The 24,639-nt window shown below is 72.0% G+C and carries 24 protein-coding genes, 1 tRNA gene and 1 riboswitch; of the genes, 6 read left to right on the top strand and 19 right to left on the bottom strand.

Annotated features, from left to right (window positions below; translation table 11 throughout):
• The first annotated feature begins 117 nt into the window (after window positions 1-117).
• A complete protein-coding gene (locus ABD262_RS06650) occupies window positions 118-1,302 on the top strand; it encodes an exonuclease SbcCD subunit D (RefSeq protein ID WP_344132966.1) in 1,185 nt (394 codons plus the stop codon).
• Window positions 1,299-4,415, top strand: coding sequence for an AAA family ATPase (locus tag ABD262_RS06645; protein WP_344132963.1), 3,117 nt, complete (start codon window positions 1,299-1,301; stop codon window positions 4,413-4,415). The genes ABD262_RS06650 and ABD262_RS06645 overlap by 4 nt, the downstream gene beginning before the upstream one ends.
• A 2-nt stretch (window positions 4,416-4,417) precedes the next feature.
• On the opposite strand, the gene gcvP is transcribed toward ABD262_RS06645, so the two are convergent.
• The 10 genes from gcvP to clsA all read right to left on the bottom strand — a co-directional run bounded on the left by gcvP (window position 4,418) and on the right by clsA (window position 13,379).
• Entirely contained in the window at window positions 4,418-7,300 is a 2,883-nt protein-coding gene (gcvP, locus tag ABD262_RS06640) for an aminomethyl-transferring glycine dehydrogenase (RefSeq protein WP_344132961.1), read from the bottom strand.
• Between the two features lie 72 nt (window positions 7,301-7,372).
• Window positions 7,373-7,480: riboswitch (glycine riboswitch) on the bottom strand.
• A gap of 78 nt (window positions 7,481-7,558) precedes the next feature.
• Complete coding sequence (locus ABD262_RS06635) at window positions 7,559-8,149, bottom strand: MerR family transcriptional regulator (protein ID WP_344132959.1); 591 nt, start codon at window positions 8,147-8,149, stop codon at window positions 7,559-7,561.
• A gap of 216 nt (window positions 8,150-8,365) precedes the next feature.
• A complete protein-coding gene (locus ABD262_RS06630) occupies window positions 8,366-8,863 on the bottom strand; it encodes a bifunctional nuclease family protein (protein WP_344132956.1) in 498 nt (165 codons plus the stop codon).
• 19 nt (window positions 8,864-8,882) lie between these two features.
• A complete protein-coding gene (ftsR, locus tag ABD262_RS06625) occupies window positions 8,883-9,584 on the bottom strand; it encodes a transcriptional regulator FtsR (RefSeq protein ID WP_344132953.1) in 702 nt (233 codons plus the stop codon).
• A gap of 52 nt (window positions 9,585-9,636) precedes the next feature.
• Window positions 9,637-10,092 (bottom strand): FHA domain-containing protein, encoded by a 456-nt coding sequence (locus ABD262_RS06620; RefSeq protein WP_344132950.1) that lies wholly within the window; start codon window positions 10,090-10,092, stop codon window positions 9,637-9,639.
• Between the two features lie 107 nt (window positions 10,093-10,199).
• Window positions 10,200-10,589 (bottom strand): glycine cleavage system protein GcvH, encoded by a 390-nt coding sequence (gene gcvH, locus ABD262_RS06615; RefSeq protein ID WP_344132947.1) that lies wholly within the window; start codon window positions 10,587-10,589, stop codon window positions 10,200-10,202.
• 73 nt (window positions 10,590-10,662) lie between these two features.
• Window positions 10,663-11,358, bottom strand: coding sequence for a DUF881 domain-containing protein (locus ABD262_RS06610; RefSeq protein ID WP_344132944.1), 696 nt, complete (start codon window positions 11,356-11,358; stop codon window positions 10,663-10,665).
• Window positions 11,359-11,446: 88 nt separating this feature from the next.
• Entirely contained in the window at window positions 11,447-11,779 is a 333-nt protein-coding gene (locus tag ABD262_RS06605; RefSeq protein ID WP_056920954.1) for a small basic family protein, read from the bottom strand.
• On the bottom strand, window positions 11,776-12,768 hold the full coding sequence (locus ABD262_RS06600) for a DUF881 domain-containing protein (protein WP_344132936.1): 993 nt from the start codon (window positions 12,766-12,768) through the stop codon (window positions 11,776-11,778). Before ABD262_RS06600 ends, ABD262_RS06605 begins: the two co-directional genes overlap by 4 nt.
• Complete coding sequence (gene clsA / locus ABD262_RS06595) at window positions 12,765-13,379, bottom strand: cardiolipin synthase ClsA (RefSeq protein ID WP_344132933.1); 615 nt, start codon at window positions 13,377-13,379, stop codon at window positions 12,765-12,767. The genes ABD262_RS06600 and clsA overlap by 4 nt, the downstream gene beginning before the upstream one ends.
• Window positions 13,380-13,420: 41 nt before the next feature.
• On the opposite strand from clsA, the gene ABD262_RS06590 reads away from it, so the two are divergent.
• The gene (locus ABD262_RS06590; protein WP_344132930.1) at window positions 13,421-14,563 is read left to right on the top strand and encodes a MalY/PatB family protein; all 1,143 of its coding nucleotides are present in this window, start codon (window positions 13,421-13,423) and stop codon (window positions 14,561-14,563) included.
• Between the two features lie 54 nt (window positions 14,564-14,617).
• On the opposite strand, the gene ABD262_RS06585 is transcribed toward ABD262_RS06590, so the two are convergent.
• A complete protein-coding gene (locus ABD262_RS06585; RefSeq protein WP_344132927.1) occupies window positions 14,618-15,067 on the bottom strand; it encodes a YdeI/OmpD-associated family protein in 450 nt (149 codons plus the stop codon).
• A gap of 33 nt (window positions 15,068-15,100) precedes the next feature.
• Between ABD262_RS06585 and ABD262_RS06580 the strand changes: the two genes are divergently transcribed.
• From ABD262_RS06580 to ABD262_RS06570, 3 genes are all read left to right on the top strand, one after another.
• Window positions 15,101-15,745, top strand: coding sequence for a DUF2461 domain-containing protein (locus tag ABD262_RS06580; RefSeq protein WP_344132924.1), 645 nt, complete (start codon window positions 15,101-15,103; stop codon window positions 15,743-15,745).
• A gap of 9 nt (window positions 15,746-15,754) precedes the next feature.
• On the top strand, window positions 15,755-16,516 hold the full coding sequence (locus ABD262_RS06575) for a class I SAM-dependent methyltransferase (RefSeq protein WP_344132921.1): 762 nt from the start codon (window positions 15,755-15,757) through the stop codon (window positions 16,514-16,516).
• A 209-nt stretch (window positions 16,517-16,725) separates the two neighbouring features.
• Window positions 16,726-17,622, top strand: a complete 897-nt coding sequence (locus ABD262_RS06570) for a slipin family protein (protein ID WP_344132918.1) — start codon at window positions 16,726-16,728, stop codon at window positions 17,620-17,622.
• A gap of 57 nt (window positions 17,623-17,679) precedes the next feature.
• On the opposite strand, the gene ABD262_RS06565 is transcribed toward ABD262_RS06570, so the two are convergent.
• The 8 genes from ABD262_RS06565 to ABD262_RS06530 form a co-directional block, all read right to left on the bottom strand.
• Window positions 17,680-17,753, bottom strand: a tRNA-Pro gene (locus ABD262_RS06565).
• 102 nt (window positions 17,754-17,855) lie between these two features.
• Complete coding sequence (gene der, locus ABD262_RS06560; protein ID WP_344132915.1) at window positions 17,856-19,313, bottom strand: ribosome biogenesis GTPase Der; 1,458 nt, start codon at window positions 19,311-19,313, stop codon at window positions 17,856-17,858.
• 101 nt (window positions 19,314-19,414) lie between these two features.
• Window positions 19,415-20,125 (bottom strand): lysophospholipid acyltransferase family protein, encoded by a 711-nt coding sequence (locus ABD262_RS06555; protein WP_344132912.1) that lies wholly within the window; start codon window positions 20,123-20,125, stop codon window positions 19,415-19,417.
• Window positions 20,122-20,826 carry a (d)CMP kinase gene (gene cmk / locus ABD262_RS06550; RefSeq protein ID WP_344132909.1) on the bottom strand — a complete coding sequence of 235 codons (705 nt, stop codon included), beginning with the start codon at window positions 20,824-20,826 and terminating at the stop codon, window positions 20,122-20,124. Before cmk ends, ABD262_RS06555 begins: the two co-directional genes overlap by 4 nt.
• A 28-nt stretch (window positions 20,827-20,854) precedes the next feature.
• Window positions 20,855-21,937: a prephenate dehydrogenase gene (locus ABD262_RS06545; protein ID WP_344132906.1), complete on the bottom strand. Its 1,083-nt coding sequence runs from the start codon at window positions 21,935-21,937 to the stop codon at window positions 20,855-20,857.
• Window positions 21,938-21,974: 37 nt separating this feature from the next.
• Complete coding sequence (locus tag ABD262_RS06540) at window positions 21,975-22,979, bottom strand: pseudouridine synthase (protein ID WP_344132903.1); 1,005 nt, start codon at window positions 22,977-22,979, stop codon at window positions 21,975-21,977.
• Window positions 22,976-23,632, bottom strand: a complete 657-nt coding sequence (gene scpB / locus ABD262_RS06535; RefSeq protein ID WP_344132901.1) for an SMC-Scp complex subunit ScpB — start codon at window positions 23,630-23,632, stop codon at window positions 22,976-22,978. Before scpB ends, ABD262_RS06540 begins: the two co-directional genes overlap by 4 nt.
• Window positions 23,625-24,638, bottom strand: coding sequence for a segregation and condensation protein A (locus tag ABD262_RS06530; protein ID WP_425564832.1), 1,014 nt, complete (start codon window positions 24,636-24,638; stop codon window positions 23,625-23,627). The genes scpB and ABD262_RS06530 overlap by 8 nt, the downstream gene beginning before the upstream one ends.
• Window position 24,639: the final 1 nt, after the last annotated feature.

Here is a 24,639-nt window from a genome sequence, read left to right as displayed (position 1 = left end):
GCCCTGGTCGTGACACCGGGGTGGCGCCTTGCCTCAGGATGTGACGTGTGTGATGACCTAACCATGCGCAGGGCGCGCCTGCCAACGGCTGTCGGTCCGCTCTCCTAGCCTTCAAGCGTGCGGTTCCTCCACACCTCCGACTGGCACCTGGGACGTTCGTTCCACCAGGTGGGGCTGCTCGGCGCCCAGGCCAGGTTCGTCGACCACCTCGTCGACACGGTGCGGGCGGAGTCGGTGGACGTCGTCCTGGTCTCCGGTGACGTCTACGACCGCGCGCTGCCCTCCCCCGACACGGTCGACCTGCTCTCCACGGCGGTCACGCGACTGATCGACGCCGGGGCCGCGGTGGTGCTGTCCAGCGGCAACCACGACTCGGCAATCCGGCTCGGTTTCGCCAGCGAGCTGCTCTCCCGGGCCGGCCTGCACATCCGCACCTCGACCGAGTCCATCGGGGTGCCCGTCGTGGTCGACGGCGTGGCCGTCTACCCGCTCCCCTACCTGGAGCCGGCCGTCGCCGCCGACCCGCTGGGCGCCTCCGAGCGCTCCCACGCGGGCGTCCTGCGGGCCGCCATGGCCAAAGTCGACGCAGACCGGGCCGTGCGCGGGGGGCCGTCGGTCGTCATGGCACACGCGTTCGTCACGGGGGGTGCGACCAGCGACTCCGAGCGCGACATCTCCGTGGGTGGCGTCTCGGCGGTCCACCCGAAGGTCTTTGCCGGCACCGACTACGTCGCGCTCGGCCACCTGCACGGACGCCAGCGGGTCGCGGACGACGTGCGCTACAGCGGGTCGCCGGTGCCACTGTCGTTCAGCGAGGCCGGACACACCAAGGGTTCCTGGCTCGTCGACATCGACGACTCCGGCGTCAGCGTCGAGGCGGTGGACGCGCCGGTCGAGCGCCCGTTGGCGGTCCTGCGCGGCGACATCGACCTGCTCCTCACCGACCCTGCCCTGACTCCCGCCGAACGCTCCTGGTGCCAGGTGACCCTGACCGACCCCGTGCGTCCGCTGGGGGCGATGGAGCAGCTGCGGCGGCGCTTCCCCCACACCCTGGTGCTGCAGTTCGACCCCCAGGGCGCACCCGTGCCCGTGCGCAGCTACACCCAGCGCACCACGGCCGAGTCCGACCTCGACGTGTGCTGCTCGTTCCTCGGCCACGTCCGTCGCGGTCACGGCCCGTCCGAGGAGGAGCACGCCGTGCTCGCCGCGGCCGTGGAGGCCGTCCGGGTGCAGCGCGCCGGCCACGCTGACGAGGGCCAGCTCCCGCTGAGCCTGCCGTCGGCACGACGAGGTGTGGCGTGAGGCTGCACCGACTCCGGGTGACCGCCTTCGGCCCGTTCGCCGGCACCGTGGAGGTCGACCTCGACGCGGCCTCGGCCGGTGGCCTCTTCCTGATCCGCGGTGCGACCGGAGCCGGCAAGACCAGCCTGCTCGACGCCGTCGCATTCGCCCTGTATGCCGACGTCCCCGGCGCCCGCTCGAAGAAGCAGCTGCACAGCGACCACGCCGAGCGCGGAGCCGTGCCGTCGGTGACGCTCGAGCTCACCGCCAGCGGGCGCCGGCTGAAGATCGAGCGGTCCCCGGAGTTCCTGCGGCCCAAGGCCAGGGGCAAGGGCGAGACCAAGGTGCAGGCCAGAGCGGTGCTCTGGGAGCGGCGCGGCGCCGAGTGGCTGGCCCTGAGCACCCGTCACGACGAGATCGCCGACGTCGTCAAGGACGTCCTGGGCATGGGTCTCGAGCAGTTCAGCAAGGTGGTCCTCCTCCCCCAGGGCGACTTCGCCGCGTTCCTCCGGGCCACCCCCGAGGAGCGCCGGTCGCTGCTGGAGCGGCTCTTCGACGTGTCGTCGTTTGCCGGCCTCGAGGAGTGGTTTGCCCTGCAGCGCAAGGAGTCCGGCACTGTCGTGGCCGAGGAGCGGGCTGCCCTCAACGCCGAGCTGGCGGTCCTCGCCGACGTGCTGGCCGATGCGCCCGACCTCGGGGAGGGCTCGCGCGACTGGAACGACCTGGCGCTCGACGAGCTGCCCCCGGCGCTCGAGGCTGCTCGGCAGGCGCTCGACGAAGGGTCGACCGCGAGGCTCGCAGCGGTCGACGCGACGCGGCTGGCCGACGAAGCAGCCTCCACGGCGCATGCCCTGGCCCAGGAGACGGTCGCCAGGCGGACCCGCGGGCTCGCCGCCCGCGCGGCGCTCACCGCGCTCGAGACCGACGCCGACAGCCGCGACGCCGCCGCTGCCCGGATCGCGCTGGCCGAGCGAGCCAGCTCGGTCGCCGGCGACCTCAAGGCCCTCGACCGGGTGTCGGCGGCCCTGGCGGCCGCCGAAGGTCGCGTTGCCTCGACGCAGCCCGATGTGGCGCGCTGGGCCCTGGCCGGACGGGGCTCGGCAGCGATCGACGCCGTGATCGAGCTGCTCGAGGTGGGCGCCCAGGCGCTGTCCACCGCGCAGCGCATCCACATGGTGGTGCACGAGCGGGAGCGCGCGTCCGCGCTCCTCAAGGGCGAGCTCGACACCCGCACCGTCGACGTTGAACGGTCCACCGAGCGGCTGACCGCGACCCGCGCCGAGCTGGTCGAGGCGACCGCGACCCTCACGACCGCAGAGCAGGGCGCCGTGCAGGTCGAGTCCGCCACGGCGCGGCTCGACCGCGCCCGCGGCGTGCTCGCACTGCGACGCAGCCTCGACCAGAGCCTCGAGCGGCAGACGGCTTGTCAGGCCCAGGTCGCCACCCGGCGCAGCGCCGCCCAGGACCTGCGTGACGTCTACCAGGACCGGCGCCAGGCTCGCCTCGATGCCATGGCCGGCGAGCTGGCGAGCCGTCTCGAGGAGGGCGAGCCCTGCCCGGTCTGCGGAGCGCCGGACCACCCCCGGCTCGCCTCCTCCACCGACCTCGTGACGGCCGACGAGGTCTCCCAGGCAGAGGCCAGCTGGCAGCAGGCAGCCGACGAGCTCGCGGAGACCGAACGCACGGCGGCGGCCCTCGCGGCCACCGTGGCCCAGATCCGCGAGCAGCTCGGTGCCGAGCCCGGCGACCAGGGCGTGCTCGACGAGGCCGTCACGCACGCCCGGCAGCACCTCGACGAGGTCACCGCCCTCGCCCGGGCTGTCGGTCCGGCGCGAGGCCGGGTGGCGAGCCTCACCGCCTCGGTCGAGTCGCTGACGGCCGCGCTGGTGGAGGAGCAGCAGACCTGCGCGACCCTCGCCTCGAGGATCGACGACGTCGACACCCAGCTGGCGGCCGACCGCGTAGCCCTGGCCGAGGCGCTGGGTGAGCACGCCGAACGCTGCCCCTGTGCCGAGACCGGGGTGCCGTCGGCCGCGGCCCCAGCCTCGTCGGGCTCCTCGGGACGTGCTGACCTGCGCGATCCCGACCGGCTCTCCGCCATCAGCGCCGGTCACGCCAAGGCCGTCACCGCCGCGGGCACCCATGCGGCTGCGGTCGCGGAGCTCGAGCGTGCGCAGCGTGACGCGGCGTCGGTCGCCGCCGCGACTCACGACTCCTTCGTCGCCGCCGGCTTCCCCGGCCCCGACGAGGCCAGGGCCGGGCAGCTGCCGGCACCCGAGGTGACGCGGCTCCGTGAGGCCGTGGCGGCCCACGACGAGGCAGTCCTGGTGGCTCGCACCACCCTGGCCGAGCCCGAGGTGCAGAAGGCGCTCGGGTCCGCCGACCTCGATGTCGACGCCCTCGCCGCCGTACGGGAGGCTGCCCACGCCGCCCACACGTCAGCCGTCGCCGCCGACACGTTGGTCCGTCGCACGATCGGCGGCCTCGACCGGGTGCGGGGCAGCATCACCGCTCGGTGCGGGCGCATCACCGAGGCGGAGGCCCGCCACCAGGTCATCCGCGAGCTGGCCGACACGGTCGCCGGCACGAGTGCCAGCAACGCGTTGCGGATGCGGCTGTCCGCGTTCGTGCTGGCGGCGCGGTTGGAGAAGGTCGCCGTCCTGGCCAACGAGCGGCTCTCGCACATGGGTGAGGGCCGGTACCAGCTCCGCCACACCGACGGGCTCGCCGCCCGCGGCGCCCGCAGCGGTCTCGGGCTCGAGGTCCTCGACCTGTGGACCGGTCAGGCGAGGTCGACGACGTCCCTGTCCGGTGGTGAGTCGTTCATGGCCTCACTCGCCCTGGCCCTGGGCCTGGCCGACGCCGTGCGCGAGGAGTCCGGCGGCTTCGACCTGCAGACCCTCTTCGTCGACGAGGGTTTCGGCACCCTCGACGACGAGAGCCTCGAGCAGGTGATGGCCGTGCTCGACGACCTTCGCGAAGGAGGTCGAGCAGTGGGAGTGGTCAGCCACGTCGCCGAGCTGCGCACCCGGATCCCGAGCCAGGTGGTGGTCCGCAAGACCGAGCGGGGCTCGTCGGTGCTGGTCACGAACGCGCAGACGACCAACACCGACGAGGCCACGCCGGCGGCCTGACCTCAGCTCTCGAACGCCTCCGGCGGCGGGCAGCTGCAGACCAGGTTGCGGTCTCCGTACGCGCCGTCGATCCGACCCACCGGGGGCCAGTACTTGTCCGCAGCCGAGACACCGACGGGGAACGCCGCCGCGGACCGCTCGTACGGGTACTCCCACTTGCCGGCCAGGGCCTTGGCCGTGTGCGGCGCGTTGCGCAGCATGCTGTCGGCCACCGCGACCTCACCGGCCTCGACCTCGGCGATCTCGTGCCGGATGGCGATCATCGCGTCGCAGAACCGGTCGATCTCGTAGCGGTCCTCGCTCTCGGTGGGCTCGACCATCAGGGTGCCGGCCACCGGGAAGGACATGGTGGGTGCGTGGAAGCCGTAGTCGATGAGCCGCTTGGCCACGTCGTCGACGGTGACACCGCTGCGGCGGGTGAGGTCGCGCAGGTCGAGGATGCACTCGTGGGCCACGACGCCGTCGTGGCCCGAGTAGAGCACCGGGTAGTGCTCGCGCAGCCGCGCCGCGATGTAGTTGGCGTTGAGGACTGCGACCTGGGTGGCCCGGGTCAGCCCGGCCCCGCCCATCAGCCGCACGTAGGCCCACGAGATCGGCAGGATGCTGGCCGAGCCGTAGGGAGCCGCGGAGATGGGGCCGACCCCGCCCTCGGGGCCCGCCTCGGGGGCGAGCGGGTGGTTGGGCAGGTGCGGGGCCAGGTGCGACCGCACCGCGACCGGGCCCACCCCGGGACCGCCACCGCCGTGCGGGATGCAGAACGTCTTGTGCAGGTTCAGGTGGGACACGTCCGCACCGAACTTGCCCGGCCGCGCCAACCCCACGAGGGCGTTGAGGTTCGCCCCGTCGACGTAGACCTGACCGCCGGCGTCGTGCACCAGGGCGCACAGGTCGGTGATCGTGTCCTCGAAGACGCCGTGCGTGGAGGGGTAGGTGACCATGATCGCGGCGAGGACGTCGCGGTGCTGGTCGATCTTGGCCCGCAGGTCGTCCATGTCGACGTCGCCACCGGCCGCCGTCTTGACGACGACCACCTTCATGCCGGCCATCACCGCCGAGGCGGCGTTGGTGCCGTGGGCGCTGGCGGGGATCAGGCAGATGTTGCGCTGTGACTGGCCGTTCGCCTCGTGGAAGGCGTGGATCGCGAGCAGGCCCGCGAACTCGCCCTGCGAGCCGGCGTTCGGCTGCAGCGAGACGGCGTCGTAGCCGGTGATCTCGCAGAGCCAGTCGGAGAGCTCCCCGATGAGGTCACGGATGCCCTCGGTCTGGTGAGCGGGTGCGAACGGGTGCAGCTCGGCGAACTCGGGCCAGGTCACCGCGACCATCTCGGTGGTGGCGTTGAGCTTCATCGTGCACGAACCCAACGGGATCATGCCGCGGTCCAGGGCGAAGTCGCGGTCGGAGAGACGGCGCAGGTAGCGCAGCATCGACGTCTCGCTGTGGTGGCTGCTGAACACCGGGTGGGTCAGGTAGTCGCTGGTGCGGACCAGCTCCGACGGCCACTGCAGGTCAGCGATGGTGACCTGGCTCGGTCCGGTCGCCCCGAAGGCACTCCAGACGGCTTCGAGGTCACGCAGGTCGGTGGTCTCGTCCACGCTGATCGAGACCCGGTCGGCGTCGACCCGCCAGAGGTTGACCCCCCGCTGGGCAGCCTGGCTGAGGACCTCGTCGGCCCGACCCGGGACCGAGACGGTGACCGTGTCGAAGTACACCGAGGTCTCCACCTCGGCACCCGCAGCCGTGAGGCCCTCGACGAGGGTGACGGCGTGGCCGTGCACCCGGCGCGCGATCGCGGCCAGGCCGGCGGGCCCGTGGTAGACGGCATACATCGAGGCCATCACGGCGAGGAGCACCTGGGCGGTGCAGATGTTCGACGTCGCCTTCTCGCGGCGGATGTGCTGCTCGCGGGTCTGGAGGGCCAACCGGTACGCCGGTGCTCCTTCGGTGTCGACGCTGACGCCCACGAGGCGGCCCGGCAGGGAGCGCTCGAGCCCCTGGCGGACGCTCATGTAGCCGGCGTGCGGGCCGCCGAAGCCCATCGGCACCCCGAAGCGCTGGGTGGTGCCGACCGCCACGTCCGCGCCCCACTCCCCCGGCGCCGTGGCCAGGGTGAGCGCGAGCAGGTCGGCAGCCGCGGTGACCAGTGCCCCCGCCTCGTGCGCCGCGGCAGCCAGGCCGCGCCAGTCGCGCAGCTGGCCGTCAGCGCCCGGGTACTGCACGAGCACCCCGAAGACCGGTCGGTCACCGGCAGCGGCGCGCAGGGCGTCGGTGGAGTCGACCCCGTCGAGGTCAGCCACGACCACTGGCAGCGCGAGCGGCTTGGCCCTGGTCTGCATGACCGCCAGGGTCTGGGGGAAGACGTGCCGGTCGACGAGCAGCACCGCGTCAGCCGCGGCCTTGCTCGAGCGACGCATGAGGGTCATCGCCTCGGCGGCGGCGGTCCCCTCGTCGAGCAGCGAGGCCCCGGAGGTGGTCAGCCCGGTCAGGTCGCTGACGACGGTCTGGAAGTTGAGCAGGGCCTCGAGCCGGCCCTGCGAGATCTCCGGCTGGTACGGCGTGTACGCGGTGTACCAGGCGGGGTTCTCGAGCACGTTGCGCTGGATCACGGCGGGCGTGATGGTGCCGTAGTAGCCCAGCCCGATCATCGATGTCATCACCTGGTTGCGCCGGGCGATGCCTCGCAGCTCCTCGACGACTGCTGCCTCGGACTCCGCGGCGTCGACCCGCAGCGGGCCATCGGTGCGGATCGCACCGGGCAGGGCGTGGTCGACCAACTCCTCGAGCGACGAGTGCCGTACTGCGGAGAGCATCGCGTCGACGTCGGAGTCGGACGGGCCGATGTGGCGCCCGGCGAACTCGGGCAGGTCGGTGGAGAACTGGGCGGACATGAGGCTCCTGAACGTCGGATTGCTCGGATCGCCTCCCCTTCTGTCACGCCACAGAGGCCGCTCCAGAGGTGCCTGTCCCACGCAGTCCTGGCGCCTGAGAGGTTCCGGGGAGTTTGCCCCTTCGGCGCCCCGCCGTGCGACCCGTCCGGGTGCACGCGGGGACTCTCCCGCGCGGGATGTTCAGCGGTGCCAATCTACAACACGACCCGTCGTCCTCGAGAGGACGACGGGTCGCAGGGTTGAATCGGGCGCGTGGAGTCAGGCCAGCCTGGCCGCGCGGCGCTCACGGAGCTCGTCACCGGGGTGCTCTGCGGGCACCTCGTCCTCGGTGCGCTCGCTGGGCAGCTGGGCCAGCTCACCCTCGACCTCGCGCCAGACCCGGCCGACGGCGATGCCGAAGACTCCCTGGCCACCCTGGACGAGGTCGATGACCTCGTCGGCCGAGGTGCACTCGTAGACCGAGGCGCCGTCGCTCATCAGCGTGATCTGGGCGAGGTCCTCGACCCCACGCTCACGCAGGTGGGTGATCGCGACCCGGATCTGCTGGAGCGAGACGCCGGTGTCGAGCAGGCGCTTGACGACCTTCAGCACGAGGATGTCGCGGAAGCCGTAGAGCCGCTGGGTGCCTGAGCCCGTCGCACCGCGCACCGACGGCTCGACCAGGCCCGTGCGGGCCCAGTAGTCGAGCTGGCGGTAGGTGATGCCGGCCGCCTTGCACGCCGTGGGTCCGCGGTAGCCGATGTCGTCGCTCAGCTCCGGAAGGTCGTCCGTGAACAACAGCCCCTGTGCCGCGGTCGGCACGCTCGTGCGGCCGTGCGGAGCCTCGTTGCTCGGGTTCACAGCGCTCACCTCCTGAAGACTTCTGCGTGGTCGTGCTTCGGACATCGGGTCCTGGCGCAACGTCGGACGGTGTAACTACACCGGTCGCATTACGGGTCTGTGCCGAAGGTACGGTGACGCAGAACCGCAGGTCAACTACCACTCGACCTTTGCGCTTCGGCGTGTCGCGCCATGCGGACCAACCATCGATGTTCAGTTGAGGTTCATGCTTGTGAGCACGAAGCGTCAGCCGGATGTCCCGGTTTCGTCTGGTTTGGTCTCGAAGTCCTCGGCCGAGACGTGGTCCAGGAACTCGCGGAACTTCTCCACCTCGTCGTCCTTGTCCTCCTCGCCCGACATGGCCACCCCGGCCTCCTCGAGCAGCGACTCCCCCGCGACGATCGGCGTGCCGGTGCGCAGCGCGAGGGCGATCGCGTCGGACGACCGCGACGAGATCTCGGTGGTGCCGTCGAGGATCAGGGCGGCGTGGAAGACGCCGTCGCGCAGCTCGACGATCCGCACCTCGGTGAGTCGGTGGCCCAGGCCCTCGATGACGTTCTTCATCAGGTCGTGGGTCAGCGGTCGGGGCGGCTCGATGCCCTGCTGCGCGTAGGCGATGGCCGTGGCCTCCGCGGCTCCGATCCAGATCGGCAGGTAGCGGTCTCCGTCCCGCTCGCGGAGCAGGACGATGGGGTGGTTGGTGGGCATCTCGACGCGGACACCGAGTACCTCGAGGACCTTCACGTTCCCACCATAACCCGGTTCAGCTGCGCGAGAGCCCGTCCCTCACGAGGGCAGTGTGCAGCGCGATGCACAGGCGCAGCACGTCGCCGGTCGAATCCTTCTGGTCGCCGGCCCGCGAGGCCTTCCCGGAGGCCGACCGGTGCGGCGTGACGACCTGCTGCACGAGGCCGATCTCGCGGTCGGCCGCGGTGCGGAAGGGCCGCAGGTGGCGTGGCTCCAGTCCGTATGCCGCGAGCTCGCCGGCCGCGTGCGCGACGGTGAGCGCCGCGTCGCCGAAGTGTCCGGTGGCGTCGGCGTGCAGGAGGCCGAAGGTCTCCAGGGCGTCCACCGTGGCGGCGTCGAGGCCGGCCGAGGCCGCCAGCTCGGCCTTGGTGAGCCGCAGCGTCCCGCTCGCGGTGACCTCCGCCGCGGTGGGCACCTCCGGGTCGGCGACGGGCGCAGGCACGGACGGCCGCGGCATACCGGTCTCGTGGCGCTCGGGGGTGAGGCCGCGGTCCATGGCGTCGAGGGCCGAGGCGATCACCTTGAGCGGCCAGAAGTGGTCGCGCTGGGCGGTCAGGATGTAGCGGAGCCGGTCGAGGTCGGCGCGGGAGTAGGTGCGGTAGCCGGACCCGGTGCGGGCCGGCGTCACCAACCCCTCCGCCTCGAGGAAGCGGATCTTGGAGATCGTGACGTCCGGGAAGTCCGGCACCAGGGCAGCGAGCACCGCACCGATCGTCATGGGCTGGGTCGTGCGAGGGCTCACCGAGCGGCCTGGGTCGTCGACAGCGTGGTCAGGCCCTGCCTGCGTAGAACACCAGGCGGAACTTGCCGATCTGGACCTCGTCGCCGGTCTGCAGCGTGACCTCGTCGATCCGCTCACGGTTGACGTAGGTGCCGTTGAGGGAGCCCACGTCGCGCACCACGAAGGTGTCACCCACGCGGCGGAAGGTCGCGTGCTTGCGGGAGACCGTGACGTCGTCGAGGAAGATGTCGCTGTCGGGGTGACGACCCGAGTTGACCTCGTCGTCGTCGAGGAGGAACCGCGCACCGGTGTTGGGGCCCCGCAGGACCACCAGCAGAGCCGTGCCCGGACGCAGCGCGTCGACCGTGGCCTGGTCTGCCTTGCTGAGGGCCACCTCGGACTCGGCGCTGGTGTCGACCTGTTCGAGGTCGTTGATCCCGGGCAGCCGCATCGTCGTCGGCTCGTGTGGCCGGGACGTGTGGTCGTCGTTCTCGCTGCCGTTCATGGGTCCGCACTCCCTCGTGGTGGTTCTGTCCGCCCCCCTAGCAAAGCACAACCTAAAGGGACGCCGGTCCGGTCCGCAGCGAATTCTGCGAACGCGCGACGTGCAGGTCAGCCGAGCTGCGCCTGGTATGCCGCCTGGTCGAGCAGGGCGTCGACGGCCGAGGCGTCGGAGGGACGCAGCTCGTACATCCAGCCCTGGCCGTAGGGGTCGGTGTTGACCAGCTCGGGGGTGGCGTCGAGTGCCTCGTTGACCGCCGTCACCTCGCCGGCGAGGGGGGCGTAGAGGTCGCTCACGGACTTGGTCGACTCGACCTCACCACAGGCGTCGCCCGCGGACACCGTGTCGCCCACCGCAGGGAGGCTGACGTAGACGACGTCACCCAGGGAGTCCTGGGCGAACGAGGTGATCCCGATCCGCACCGTGCCGTCGTCACCGGTCCGCACCCACTCGTGCTCGGCCGTGTAACGCAGGTCCTGGGGGTAGTCCAGCTCGCTCATGCTGCTCCTCGGTGGGTGGGGTGGGGCTGCCTTCGGCCGGCTGCGTGCAGCTGCTGTTCGGGGCGATGGCGGGTCAGGGCGATGGTGCCGGGACGGGGCGAGCGTAACGAGGCTCGCTCAGACTGTGCAACGCGGTGATGGCGAGGTCGTCCGACTGCCGCACCGACGGCTGGGCGCCGTCGCCACGGACCGACTCACTGACCCCACCGGGGATCTCCATCGCGGACGCCATCGTGGCGCTGTCGCCGATCGCGGTGATGACGTACGGCGGCTCGACGCGTTCGCCGGCGATCTCGATGGCGCCGTCGACGTCGGAGAACCACGTGTCGGCCACCACGCGCACGTCACCGATCTGCACGGCCTCCGCCCCCGCGTCCCGCAGCTCCTGGAGGGCGTCGAGCAGGCGGGCCGCCGTGACCTTGTGGTCGGGGTCGTTGATGTTGATGACGATGCCGGGCCCGGTGGCCGGGGAGGTGCCGGTGAGGATGCCGAGGGTGTCGAGCCGTTCCTGGGCGGACTTCAGCGCCTCGGCGCTCGAGTCGACGCCGGAGGCGAGCCGGTCGCGGCTGCTCTCCAGCTCGCGCGAGTCGGAGGCCAGGCGGTCCTGCTCCTGGCTGACGTCGTCGAGGATGCGGACCAGCTCGTCCTCGCGCAGCTGCTCCAGCCCGCTCTGGTTGGTCTGCTGCACCTGGGTCGCGATCGCGAAGCCGAGCACGATCGCCAGCAGGGCGGCGAAGGCGTTGGCGCGCGTGGCCCGCGGTCGCGCCATGCGCAGCAGCCTCGCCCACGAGCCCGAGGTGTCCTCGGGTCCCTGAGGTCCCTCGGTGCTCACGTGTCCTCGCCCATCGCTGCGCCGCTCATGCCTTGAACAGGTGCCTGCGGATCGAGGCCACGTTGGAGAAGATCCGCACGCCGAGGACGACGACGACACCGGTGCTGAGCTGGGATCCGACGCCGAGCTGGTCGCCGAGGAAGACGATGAAGGCGGCCACCACGACGTTGGCGAGGAACGACACGACGAAGACCTTGTCGTTGAAGATCCCGTCGAGGACGGCACGCACCGCACCGAACACGGCGTCGAGGGCCGCGATGACGGCGATCGGGAGGTAGGGCTGTAGGGCGACGGGCACGTCGGGACCCCAGAGGAGTCCCACCAGCACGCCGCCGATGAGGCCGAGCAGGGGTATCACGGTGAACGCTCCGACGTGGACGGGGTGGTGGACGGGGTGGTCGTGGTGGACGGGCGGGTCGTCGCACCGCCGGTGGTGGGCGCGCTGGACTTCGGCTTCGGCACCATGGCCGCACGGACCGTGAGGGACGTCGCCGCGGGCAGCGACAGGCTCTTGCCCGCGTCAATGGAAACACGGATGCCGTAGTTGTCCTGGAGGGCGCGCGCGTAGGCACCGCCGTCGTTGGCGGCGAACTCCACCTGCAACGCCTCGGGGTCGCCGATGACGCTGATCCGGTAGGGCCGGGCCAGTGGTCGGTAGTTGACGAGGATGGCCTCACCCGCGAACCGGATGGCCGACCTCGAGGTCAGCCGCTGGCCGTTGACGGCGATCGCCTCGGCGCCGGCCTCCCAGAGCCCGTTGACGACGACCTGCAGGTCCTTGGAGAGGACCTTGCCCTCGTCCTTGCCCGCGTCGGTCCGCGGGTTGCCGTCGGCGCTGGTGTCGTCGCTGCCGGGGGCGTTGTCGAGCTCGACCACCAGACCGGGCCCCGACACCTTCTCGGCCCCGGAGGCGAGGGTCAGCGCCGCGAGCCGGGTCTGCAGCGAGGTCTCGTCCTGCCCCAGCGCCTGCGCCTGCAACCGGTCGACCTCCGCCTGCGTCGCCCGCAGCTGGGCCTCCTGCCGCTCCACCTGCGCCCGACGGCTCTCGATCTGGCTGACCAGGTTGGCCTTGGCCTGGATCGCCGACGTCGACGGGGTGCGCAGGGCCAGGGCACCGAGGGTGAGGAGCAGACCGGCCACCAGGGCCGACACCGCGACGGTCACGGTGCGGGTGCCCGTGCTGGGCGGCAGTCCGGCGGCCTCGCGCTCGGCCGCGGCTGCGGCATACCCCGGGTCGAGGGGGCGCTCCATCATCGAGATGAGCAGCGTCATCGACTCGTCGGGCCGGCGCCCCGGCGGGGTGGGCGGCGGGCCGGCCGCCCGGTGCGAGGTGTGGGGGGTCGTCATGTCGCCGGCACCGTGCGTGCGGCCACCACCTGCCGGGCCTGCACGATGTACATGACCCCGGCGACCCAGTAGAGGGCGGTCCCCCACCACGCGAAGGCCCACCCGATCGGCAGGGCCCACGCGGCGAAGGTGCTGGTGCCCTCACCGAGCAGCAGCAGGGGGAAGGCGTAGAGGAGGTTGAAGGTGGCCGCCTTGCCGACGAAGTGCACCGGCAGCCCGGTCTGGCCGTAGCGCTTGATCCACCACAGCACCCCGGCGAGCAGCACCTCCCTCCCCACGAGGGCGACCACGAGCCACCAGGGGATGATGTCGCGCCACGCCAGGCCGAACAGCGTCGTCGCGATGTAGAGGCGGTCGGCGAACGGGTCGAGCAGCTGGCCGAGCCGGGACTCCATGCCGAACCGGCGGGCGATCTTGCCGTCGAGGTAGTCGCTGATCCCGGAGAGCATCAGGGTGACGAGCGCGAGGACGTCGTGCTCGGACAGGATCGCCCACAGGAAGATCGGGACACCGACCAGCCGCAGCACCGAGAGCACGTTGGGCAGCGTCAGCACCCGGTCGGTCACGACGGGCTCGCCGACGACCTTCCCCCGCTCTCCTGGTGCTGGCACGCTGGCAGCCTAACCGCCCACCCGACGTAGAGTTCGCAGGCATGGACAACCCGCTGGTCGGCCCCGGTCTCGAGCGGCTGCGCGAGCGCCGCAGCGTCAAGTGGCGGCTCTACGACCCCGACATCCTTCCCCTGTGGGTCGCCGAGATGGACGTCGTGCCGGCGGAGCCGATCCAGCGAGCCGTGGCCGATGCCATGACGAGCGGCGACACCGGCTACCCGTGGGCGGCGGACTACGCCGAGGCGCTGTCCGCCTTCGCAGCAGAGCGTTGGGGCTGGGAGCCCGACCCCGCGACGATGGAGCTCGTCCCCGACGTGATGCTCGGTCTGGTCGAGGTCCTGAAGCTCGTCACCGACCCCGGTGCTGCGGTGGTCGTCAGCTCACCGGTGTACCCGCCCTTCTTCCAGTTCGTCACCCACCTCGGTCACCGCGTGGTCGAGGCGCCGCTGGGCGAGGACGGCCGCCTCGACCTCGCCGCGCTGGAGCGGGCGTTCGCCGAGGCGACCCGTGACGGCCGCCGCGCGGCATACCTGCTGTGCAACCCGCAGAACCCGACCGGCGCCGTGCACACCCGCGCGGAGCTCACCGCGGCCCTGGACCTGGCGCACTCGGCAGGGCTGCGGGTGGTGGCCGACGAGATCCACGCACCGGTCGTCCACGCGCCCGCGGCCTTCACCTCGGTGGCCGCGTTGCCCGCGGGGTCGCGTGCCATCGCGCTGATGTCGGCGTCGAAGGCGTTCAACCTCGCCGGCCTGAAGGCGGCCGTGGCGGTGCCGGGCCCGGACGCTGCTGCCGACCTGGCCCGCATGCCGGAGGAGGTGTCCCACGGGGCGAGCCACCTCGGGGTGATCGCCCACCGGGCGGCCTACCTCGAGGCAGGACCCTGGCTCGACGCCCTCCTCGCCGGGCTGGACGCGAACCGGCGGCTGCTCGCGACCCTGCTGGCCGAGCAGCTCCCCGAGGTGCGCTACCGCTTGCCCGACGGGACCTTCCTCGCGTGGCTCGACTTCACCGCCCTCGACCTCGGCGACGACCCGGCGGCGGTGCTCCGTGAGCGGGCTCGGGTCGCGCTCCACCCGGGACCGGGGTTCGGCCACGGAGGCGCCGGTCACGCGCGGCTGAACTTCGGCACCTCCCCCGACATCCTGCGCGAGGCCGTGCAGCGGATCGCCGCCGCCCTGTAGGACTGCTGCCGCTGCCCTGGAGGACTGGTGCCGCTGCGCTCAGGCGTTCGGGGCTCAGCCCCCGGCCTGGGCCTTCAGCATCTCGACGGCCTTGTCGATCCGCCGCTGACGGGTCTGCGGCGCCTTCGCGCCGTTGATCGCGTCGACGTGGGCTCGCTGGTGGCTGTAGGACTGCCGCGCGAAGACGGCCTTCGCCTCGGGCACGACCTCGAGGGCCGCCGCGAAGTCCGCGGGCACCTCCACCTCACGCGGCGCGGTGTCGAGCTCGAGGGTGACCTCGACGACATCCCCACCGCGGACCCCGGTCAGGGCGCGGTGCTCGGCGCTGACGCCGACCAGGTAGCGACCGCCCATCGACGCCACGCTGCTGCGGTACGTCTTGCCGTTGATGGTCACGGTGACCTTCGGGCGCTTGCCGCCGCCGAGCTCGTCGACGACCTCGTCCGGCACGACCAGACCCGTGGTCGTCTTCCCCGTCTGCAGCACCTCGGCGGTGAACTCCATGCGCCCGAGTATGCCGCGTGGAACAGTGTGGGCATGCCTGACAGTGCTGCCTTCGCCGGCTTCCCGCAGTGGGCCGTGTCGTTCTACCAGCAGCTGGAGGAGACCAACACCAAGGACTTCTGGGCCCAGCACAAGGCACGGTGGGAGCGCGACGTCCGGGAGCCGATGCTCGCCCTGGCCGACGCGCTGGAGGACGAGTTCGGCCCGGCCCGGCTGTTCCGGCCGAACCGCGACATCCGGTTCAGCCACGACAAGTCCCCGTACAAGACGCACCAGGGCGCGTTCGTCGGCGTCGCCACCGGGATCGGCTACTACGTCCAGGTGAGCGGCGAGGGGCTTGCCGTCGGCGGCGGCTTCCGGGCCCACTCCCCTGCCGAGACGAGCCGCTACCGCGCCGCGGTCGAGGCGCCTGCGTCCGGTGCGCGGCTCGAGCAGGTCGCGGCCGACCTCGTCACGGCCGGCTTCACTCTCGAAGGTGAGTCGCTCAAGACCCGCCCCAAGGGTTTCGCGGCCGACCACCCCCGGCTGGAGCTGCTGCGTCGCAAGGAGATGATGGCGATCCAGCGGGTCGGCACGCCGCCGTGGCTCGGCACCCCCGAGGCGGTCGACCACGTGCGGGCCCACTGGCGACAGGTCAGGCCGCTCGTGGAGTGGATGACCGAGCACGTGCACGAGTAGCGTCGGACGATGGGCTTCGAGGTGACGGCCGCGGCATACGGCAGCTTCATGGGGCGGTTCTCCGAGCCGCTGGCCCCGGCCTTCGTCGAGGCGGCCGGGGTGTCTGTCGGTCAGCGGGTGCTCGACGTCGGAGCGGGTCCGGGAGCCCTCACCGCCGTCCTGGTCGACCTCGTCGGTGCGGAGCGGGTGGCCGCCATCGACCCGTCGCAGTCGTTCGTGGCCGCGCTCCGCGACCGCCTCCCCGGCGTCGACGCCCGCGCGGGCAGCGCCGAGGACCTGCCGTGGGAGGACGCGTCGTTCGACGTCGCGCTGGCCCAGCTCGTGGTGCACTTCATGCGGGACCCCGTCGCGGGCCTGCGCGAGATGGGTCGGGTCACCCGTCCCGGCGGCACCGTCTCGGCCTGCGTCTGGGACCACGCGGGAGGAGGTGGCCCGCTCTCCGTCTTCTGGGACGCCGTGCACGAGCTCGACCCCCTCGCAGGAGGAGAGCGTGGCCTCGCGGGTGCCCACGAGGGTCACCTCGCCGAGCTGTTCACCGAGGCCGGGCTGGTCGACGTCGGCTCGGGGGTGCTGTCCGTCGACGTGGCGTTCGCCGACCTGGACGAGTGGTGGCAGCCGTTCACCTACGGAGTGGGACCGGCCGGTGCCTACGTCGCCGACCTCGACGAGGTGGGCCGGGAGGCGTTGAAGTCGGAGTGTGCCCGCCGACTGCCCGCAGGAGCGTTCACCCTGACCGCCTCCGCCTGGCTCGCCACCGGGCAGCCGACGTGACTGACCCGCGGTCCGCCCGCACGCGGAACCGGGCCTGACGACGGCGCAGGGAGTGCGCGGGCACGGTGCCGGCGAGACCGTGCCGACCCGGTAAGGGGACCTTTGACACTGTCTCGCCGAGCGGGGTCAGGGTGCGGTGGAGGCAGTGAAGGAGCACGGCGGCGCGTCTGGGCGGCGCCCCTCCCGCACGACCTGATCGGAGCATTCGCATGAGCACCATCGGCATCTCCTCGACGGTCGTCGCGGCCGTCCTCCTTCTCGGTCTCGTGATGGCGATCAAGGTCGTCAAGCAGTACGAGCAGGGCGTGGTGTTCCGGCTGGGTCGTGTGATCGGAGTGCGGACGCCCGGGCTCACGGCGATCATCCCGTTCGTGGACGTGATGCACCGGGTCTCCAAGCGGATCGTGACCATGCCCATCCAGTCGCAGGGGATCATCACCCGCGACAACGTCAGCGTGGACGTGTCGGCGGTCGCCTACTTCCGGGTGGTGGACACGGTCAAGTCCGTGGTGGCCATCGAGAACGTCTACGCCGCGATCGACCAGATCGCCCAGACCACGCTGCGCAAGGTGGTCGGCCAGCACACCCTCGACGAGACGCTGTCGGAGACCGACCGGATCAACCTGGACATCCGCCGGATCCTCGACGTCACCACGGTCGAGTGGGGTGTCGAGGTCACCCTGGTCGAGCTCAAGGACATCCAGCTCCCCGACACGATGAAGCGCGCGATGGCCCGGCAGGCCGAGGCCGAGCGCGAGAAGCGAGCCAAGATCATCAACGCCGAGGGCGAGTCGCTGGCCGCCGCAGCACTCGGAGACGCCTCCGACACCATGATGCAGCACCCGCTGGCCCTGCAGCTGCGCAACCTGCAGAGCCTGGTGGAGATCGCTGTGGACAAGAACTCGACCGTGGTCTTCCCGGCGCCGTTGATGAGCACCATCGGCGAGCTCGGGGCGTTCCTGGCCCGCGAGTCCGCGGCCGCCTCCCGGTCCGAGCGGGGCACCCCCGCCGACCCGGGCCCGCGAGCCGCCGACGAGCCGGTCGTGCGGCCGGTCGCGGCGCCGCCGGCCCCTCCCGCCGCGCGGGTCGGCACGAGCGGCCCATGACTCGGGCGGAGCATGAAAACGGGGCCCGAAGTGTGTGGACAAGTCGGACCCCGTTAGTCGGGCTGACAGGATTTGAACCTGCGACCCCTTGACCCCCAGTCAAGTGCGCTACCAAGCTGCGCCACAGCCCGTGGCTTGCCCACACGAAACCCAGCCGGAGCAGGACCGCGGGAGCGAACGAAACCTTAGCGCACGGCATACCTCCGCTTGAAATCGGTATGCCGTGCCGCCGGCTACCGGCGCTTGCGCTTCTCGCGCACCCGGACGGACACCTCGATCGGCGTCCCCTCGAAGCCGAACTCCTCGCGCAGCCGGCGCTCGAGGAAGCGGCGGTAGCCGGCCTCGATGAACCCGGAGGCGAAGATCACGAACCGCGGCGGACGGGTCGAGGCCTGCGTCGCGAAGAGGATGCGCGGCTGCTTGCCACCACGGACCGGGTGGGGGTGGGCGGCGACGATCTCACCGAAGAACGCGTTGAGGCGACCCGTGGGCACGCGGAAGTCCCACGACTCGAGGGCTCGCTCGAGGGCCGGCACGAGCTTCTCGACCGAGCGCCCGGTCTTGGCGGAGATGTTGACCCGCGGCGCCCACGGCACCTGCACGAGCTCACGCTCGATCTCGCGCTCGAGGTAGTGGCGGCGCTCCTCGTCGAGGAGGTCCCACTTGTTGTAGGCGATGACGAGCGCGCGGCCAGCGTCGATGACGTGCTGCACGACGCGCACGTCCTGCTCGGCGATGGACTGCTCGGCGTCGATGAGGACGACGGCGACCTCGGCCTTCTCCAGCGCGGTCTGGGTGCGCAGCGACGCGTAGAAGTCGGCACCGCGGGCCTGGTGGACGCGGCGGCGGATGCCGGCCGTGTCGACGAAGCGCCAGGTCTTGCCACCGAGCTCGATGAACTCGTCGACCGGGTCGCGGGTGGTGCCGGCGACGTTGTCGACGACGACCCGGTCCTCGCCGGCCAGCTTGTTGAGCAGGGAGGACTTGCCGACGTTGGGGCGACCGACCAGGGCGACCCGTCGCGGGCCCCCGCGCTGGTAGGCGTCGGCGTTGGCCGAGATGGAAGGCAGCACGTCGAGGACGGCGTCGAGGACGTCACCGCTGCCCCGGCCGTGCAGCGCGGAGACGGGCCAGGGCTGACCGAGGCCGAGGTTCCAGAGGGCGGCGGCGTCCGCCTCGCTGCGCTGGTCGTCCACCTTGTTGGCGACCAGGATGACCGGCTTGCCCGACCGGCGCAGCAGCTTGACGACGGCCTCGTCGTCGTCGGTGGCGCCGACCGTGGCGTCCACCACGAACATCACGACGTCGGCGAGGTCGACGGCCACCTCGGCCTGCTCGGCCACCCGCAGGTGGATGCCCGTCGCGTCGATCTCCCAGCCACCGGTGTCGACGAGGGTGAACCGGCGACCGGTCCACTCGCCGTCGTAGGCGACCCGGTCACGGGTGACGCCGGGCACGTCCTCGACGACGGCCTCGCGGCGGCCCAGGATGCGGTTCACCAGGGTCGACTTGCCGACGTTGGGGCGACCGACGACCGCGACGACGGGCAACGGCCCGTCGGTGACCGCGTAGCCGTCCTCGTCGTACTCACCCTCGATGAGGGAGCGGTCCTCCTCGCTGAGGTCGAACTCCTCCAGCCCGACGCGCAGGGCGCGCTCGACAGTCGAGTCGTCGGTCAGGTTCTCGCTCACGGGGATTCCTTGCGTCGTTCGTGGGGGTGGTCGCGGACAGGGGTGCCGCGGGGCCGCCCACCATTGTCTCGCACATTTGGGGGCGGCACGGACACGGCGGCTCAGGCCCCGCGGGCGTGAGCCTGCCGGCCGTCGTCCTCGGGGAGGAACACGCGGTGTCGCTCCTGGGATTCCCGGACGTGCGTGGCCAGTGCGTCGCGCACGTGGTCGGTCGCGGCGGCCAGGCGCTGCCGCCCCGACAGCGCGGGGTCGGGCGCGAGCTCCAGGGGGTCGCCGAACTCGACCACCATCCGCGTCCACAACCGCGGCAGGGAGCCCTTCGACTTGCCGGTCGCGCGCGTCCCGAGGAAGGCCACCGGCACGACGCGGGCCCCGCCCTGCTGGGCCAGCCAGGCCGCCCCCTGCTGCACCGCAGCGACGTCACCGCGGCCGCGGGTGCCCTCGGGGAAGATGCCCACCGCTCCTCCCGCGTGCAGGATCGCCACGGCCGCGGTGAGCGCACGCCGGTCGCCGGAGCCGCGCGTCACCGGGATGTGGCCGATCCACAGGAGGAACCAGCCGAGCGGGCCGGTGAACATCTCCCGCTTCACCAGCACCGAGGTCGGACGCGGCGACAGGGCCGGCAGCATGGGCCCGTCGAGGAAGCCCGCGTGGTTGGCGACGAACACCACCGGGCCGGTCCGCGGCACACGGCCGCGACCGACCACCTCGACCCGGTAGAGCGCGCCGAACAGGATCCGGCCGACGACCATGTTGACCCGGACCCGCCAGGTCGGGGTCAGCGCGGGCGCCTGCGCGTCGGGTCCCGTCACGCAGGGACCTTGTGGGGCACCTCACGTCGGACGACGTCGAGGAAGGCCCCGACGCTCTGCTCGAAGTCGAGGTCGGAGGTGTCGACCAGGTGCACGCCCTCAGCGGCCTCGGTGAACTCCGAGACGGTCGAGTCGTCGGCGTCGCGGCGCACGATCTGGTCGCGGGTCGCCTCGACCGCGTGGTCGGCGTCGTGGCCGTGCAGCTCCTTCGACCTGCGGCGCAGTCGCGCCTCGACACTGGCGGTCAGCAGGATCCGCACGTCGGCATCGGGCGCCACGACGGTGGTGATGTCGCGGCCCTCGGCCACCACTCCCCCGGTCTCGGTGGCGATCCGGTCGATGAGGTCGCGCTGCAGCTGCTGGAGGATCGGGCGGACCAGCGTGTTGGTCGCGACCTTCGAGACGACCGCGCTGACCCGCGTGGTGCGGATGTCGTCCTCGATCTCCCGGCCGCTGACCCGCACGCTCGGGGTCGCGGGGTCGGTGCCCATCTCGAGCGGGATGTCGCGGGTCGCCCGGGCGACCGACTCCTGGTCGTCGAGGTCCACGCCCTCCTCGAGGCACCACCACGTCACGGCGCGGTACATGGCGCCGGTGTCGAGGTAGCCGATGCCCAGCGCCGAGGCGGCAGCGCGCGAGACGCTGGACTTGCCCGAGCCGGAAGGTCCGTCGACAGCCACGACGAGGTGCTTGCTCTCCATGGCAGGCAAGACTAACGGCGGGTGGTGCTCAGCCGTGAAGTCGCCAACCCCGGGCGGTCAGCTCCTCGCCCAGCCGCTCCGCGACGGCGGGGAGCACGGAGACCTCGGCGAGGCCGAACGGCTGCCCGAGACCGTGCTCCAGGTGCAGGTCCTCGAGGTTGACGCCGGCGTCGCCGACGTCGTGCAGCAGCCGGGCCAGCTCGCCGGGCCGGTCGGGCACGAGCACCACCACGACGCTGTATGCCGTGGGGGCGGCACCGTGCTTGCCCGGGATCCGGGCGTGGCCGGCGTTGCCCTGGGCCACGATCCGCGCCAGCACCTCACGCGCACCCACCCCGTCGCCGTCGGTGAGGACGTCGAGCGCGCCGATCACCTCGGTGAGCTCGGCGTGCAGGTGGACGAGCACCGCTCGGACCGCAGCGGCGTTGCCGGCCAGGATCTGGGTCCACAGCTGGGGGTCGCTCGCCGCCACGCGGGTGACGTCGCGGATGCCTTGGCCCGACAACGCCACAGCGGGATCGGTGAGCTCGCGGAGCCGTCCGGCCACCAGCGACGAGGCCAGCTGGGGGACGTGCGAGACGACGGCCACGGCGGCGTCGTGCTCCGCCGGGTCCATCGTCGAGACCGTGCCACCGGCGGCGACGGCCAGCGAGGTCACTGCCTCCACGGCAGCCTGCGACGACTGGTCGTGGGGCACCACCACCCAGGCTCGGCCGTCGAAGAGGTCACCACGGGCGGCGACCGCGCCGGACCGCTCGCGGCCCGCCATCGGGTGCGACCCGGCATACCGTGTGAGGTCTCCCCCGCGACGACGCACGTCCTCGAGCACCGCGACCTTCACCGAGGCCACGTCGGTGACGACGGCGTCGGGCCATGCGGCCAGCTCGTCGGCCACCACGGAGCCGGCGACGTCCGGGGGCGCGGCGACGACGACGATGTCGGGCGCCGCGTCGTCGGCGGAGGCGACCGCGCCCGCACCGAGGTCGCGCGCCAGCGACACCGCGGTCGGCGACGGGTCGGCCAGCACCACGGCATACCCGGCCCGCGACAGGGCGATGCCCAGGCTGGTGCCGATGAGGCCGGTGCCGACGATGCGGACGCTGGTGGTCACGACGCGAAGGCTACCCACGGGGGGACGGGGCGTGCGCTCACATTCCGGCGGCGGTGTAGAGGCGGCCGACCTCTTCCTTGGTGAGCTTGCGCATCTTGCCCGGCTTGGTGTCGCCCAGGCTGATCGGACCGACCTGCACGCGCACCAGGCTGAGCACGGGGTGGCCCACCGCGTCGAGGAGGCGGCGCACGATGTGCTTGCGCCCCTCGTGGAGGATCACCTCGACCAGTGCCTTGCCCGGCTGGGAGTCGACGACGCGGAACGAGTCGACCGAGGCCGGACCGTCCTCCAGCTGCACTCCCTCGCGCAGCTGCTTGCCGATGTCACGCGGCACGGGTCCACGGATCTGGGCGAGGTAGGTCTTGAGGACGCCGTACTGCGGGTGCTGGAGCCGGTGCGCCAGCTCGCCGTCGTTGGTGAGGATCAGCAGGCCCTCGGTGTCGGCGTCGAGGCGGCCGACGTGGAACAGCCGCTCGTGGCGGTCGCCGACGTAGTCGCCGATGCTGACCCGGCCCAGCTCGTCGTTCATCGTCGTCACGACGTTGAGCGGCTTGTTGAACGCGAAGTACACCCGCGTCTCGTCGAGCTGCACCTTGACCCCGTCGACGTGGACCGTCTGGTCGGGGCGGATGCGGACACCCAGCTCGGTGACGACGTGACCATCGACCTCGACGCGGCCGTCGGAGATGAGGTTCTCGCACACCCGGCGGGACCCCACGCCGGCGGCGGCCAGGAGCTTCTGCAGCCGGATGCCGTCGGGGTCGTGCACGTCGACCTCGGGGGTGGCCCGTTCCCTGGGCACCCGGGTCGGCTGGCTTTTCTTGGTGGTGCCGGAGCTCCCTCGCTGTGGCCGCTCCGGACGACCGCCCTCGGACGCCGTGGGTCCGCCCCCTCGGGGTCCGCCGGTGCGGCCGGCCGAGCGACCGCCGTGGCCCTGGCTGCCGCCGGGGCGACCGGAGCCCTGGCCGCCTGGGCGGCCTCGACCACCGCCGGCCCGGTCCGAGCCGGATCCTGCGGGGCCTCTGCTGCGTGGGGGTGTCATCCGCGTCCTTGTTCTGCGATTTCGTCGAGCACGTCGATCTCAGGGAGGTAGGGCGCCAGGGCCGGCAGCTCGTCGAGGCTGCCGAGGCCGAGGCGCTGGAGGAAGTAGTCGGTGGTGCCGTAGAGGAACGCGCCGCCGTCACCGTCGGAGCCGAGCTCCTCGATGAGGCCGCGGTTCAGGAGGGTGCGGACGACGCCGTCGACGTTGACGCCGCGGACCGCGCTGACCCGCGAGCGGGAGATGGGCTGTCGGTAGGCGATCACCGCCAGGGTCTCGAGGGAGGCCTGGGTGAGCTTGGCCTGCTGTCCGTCGAGGAGGAACTTCTCGACGACCGGGGCGTAGTCGGAGCGGCTGTAGACCCGCCAGCCACCGGCCACGGAGCGCAGCGTGAAGCCACGCTGCTGCGCGGCATACTCCTCCTCCAGCGCGGTGAGGTGCTCGCGCACGTCGGCCACGGGCAGCTCGAGCGCGGAGGCGAGCGAGATCTCGGTGATCGGCTGGTCGACGACCATCAGCACGGCCTCGATCGCGCTGCGGGCACCGCCCGGGAAGTCGCTGACGTCGAACGCGAACTGCTCGTCCGCGCCGGTCTCGGGGGGCACCTCCACCCCCTCGTCGGGCCCGTGGTCGGGCACGACCTCAAGGTCACTCATCGTCGCTCTCTCCGTCGTCGGTGGGGTCGGCCGGTGCTGCCGCGCCGAGCCGTGCCGGCTCGGCATGCTGGTCCGGCCCATCGGTGTCGTCGGTCTCGGCGGCCGCGCCGGTCTCGTCGGTGTCGGCGGCCGCGTCGGTCTCGTCGAACTCGTCACTGACCTCGATCTCGCCGTCGTCGGCGCCGGTCCAGCGCACGGTGAGCTCACCGAGCGCCTCGGCCTGCTCGAACGCGATGGCGGCCTCGCGGAACAGCTCCAGCAGGGCCAGGAACCGCGCCACGATGACCAGCGTGGAGTCGGCGTCGGCCACCAGCGCCCGGAACGAGCAGACCCGTTCGGACCGCAGCCGGGCGCCGAGGATGCCCGCCTGCTCGCGCACGCTCACCTGCGGCGCGTGGAGGTGGTCCAGCCCCACGCTCGGGGCGACCTTCGGCACCATCGCCCGGGCCGCGATCATCGCGAGCTGCTCGGGCGTGATGCCCATGACGAGCTCGGGCAGCAGCTTGGCGAACTGCGGTTCCAGCCCGGCCTGGCGCGGGGTCATCCGGCCGGCCGTGGCCATCCGCTCGCCGAAGGTGAAGGCGATGTCCTTGAAGGCGCGGTACTGGAGCAGGCGGGCGAAGAGCAGGTCGCGAGCCTCGATCAGGGCGAGGTCCTCCTCGTCCTGCGGGCCGGTCTGCGGGAGCAGCCGCGCCGACTTCAGGTCGAGGAGGGTTGCGGCGATGAGCAGGAACTCCGACGCCTGGCCGAGGTCCCACTCGGTGTCGGAGGACTGAGCGGCCTTGATGTGCGCGATGAACTCGTCGGTGACCTGGGCCAGCGCGATCTCGGTGATGTCGAGCTTGTGCTTGCTGATCAGGCCCAGGAGCAGGTCGAACGGCCCCGAGAAGTTGGCCAGGTGCACCTCGAACGGGGTGGACCCTCCGCGACGGGTGATGACACCACCGGGGGTCAGGCCCGCCTGGGCGTCACTGGGCGGTGCCGCGCCTCCCGGCGCAGCGGCGATG

The sequence above is a fragment of the Pedococcus bigeumensis genome, assembly GCF_039531795.1.
Lineage (GTDB): Bacteria > Actinomycetota > Actinomycetes > Actinomycetales > Dermatophilaceae > Pedococcus > Pedococcus bigeumensis.
Note: the sequence above shows the minus strand (reverse complement) of the source record. Positions and strands in the feature narration are given on the sequence as shown.

Coding starts and splice junctions, on each gene's coding strand:
- gcvP (WP_344132961.1), bottom strand. CDS start 7,300: ATGTCCGCCCAGTTCTCCACCGACCTGCCCGAGTTCGCCGGGCGCCAC.
- ftsR (WP_344132953.1), bottom strand. CDS start 9,584: ATGACGATCGGTGCGGTGCTCGCTGCCCTGGTGCCGGACTTCCCGGAC.
- ABD262_RS06620 (WP_344132950.1), bottom strand. CDS start 10,092: ATGAACGGCAGCGAGAACGACGACCACACGTCCCGGCCACACGAGCCG.
- gcvH (WP_344132947.1), bottom strand. CDS start 10,589: ATGAGCGAGCTGGACTACCCCCAGGACCTGCGTTACACGGCCGAGCAC.
- ABD262_RS06610 (WP_344132944.1), bottom strand. CDS start 11,358: ATGGCGCGACCGCGGGCCACGCGCGCCAACGCCTTCGCCGCCCTGCTG.
- ABD262_RS06600 (WP_344132936.1), bottom strand. CDS start 12,768: ATGACGACCCCCCACACCTCGCACCGGGCGGCCGGCCCGCCGCCCACC.
- ABD262_RS06590 (WP_344132930.1), top strand. CDS start 13,421: ATGGACAACCCGCTGGTCGGCCCCGGTCTCGAGCGGCTGCGCGAGCGC.
- ABD262_RS06585 (WP_344132927.1), bottom strand. CDS start 15,067: ATGGAGTTCACCGCCGAGGTGCTGCAGACGGGGAAGACGACCACGGGT.
- ABD262_RS06580 (WP_344132924.1), top strand. CDS start 15,101: ATGCCTGACAGTGCTGCCTTCGCCGGCTTCCCGCAGTGGGCCGTGTCG.
- ABD262_RS06575 (WP_344132921.1), top strand. CDS start 15,755: ATGGGCTTCGAGGTGACGGCCGCGGCATACGGCAGCTTCATGGGGCGG.
- ABD262_RS06570 (WP_344132918.1), top strand. CDS start 16,726: ATGAGCACCATCGGCATCTCCTCGACGGTCGTCGCGGCCGTCCTCCTT.
- cmk (WP_344132909.1), bottom strand. CDS start 20,826: ATGGAGAGCAAGCACCTCGTCGTGGCTGTCGACGGACCTTCCGGCTCG.
- ABD262_RS06540 (WP_344132903.1), bottom strand. CDS start 22,979: ATGACACCCCCACGCAGCAGAGGCCCCGCAGGATCCGGCTCGGACCGG.
- scpB (WP_344132901.1), bottom strand. CDS start 23,632: ATGAGTGACCTTGAGGTCGTGCCCGACCACGGGCCCGACGAGGGGGTG.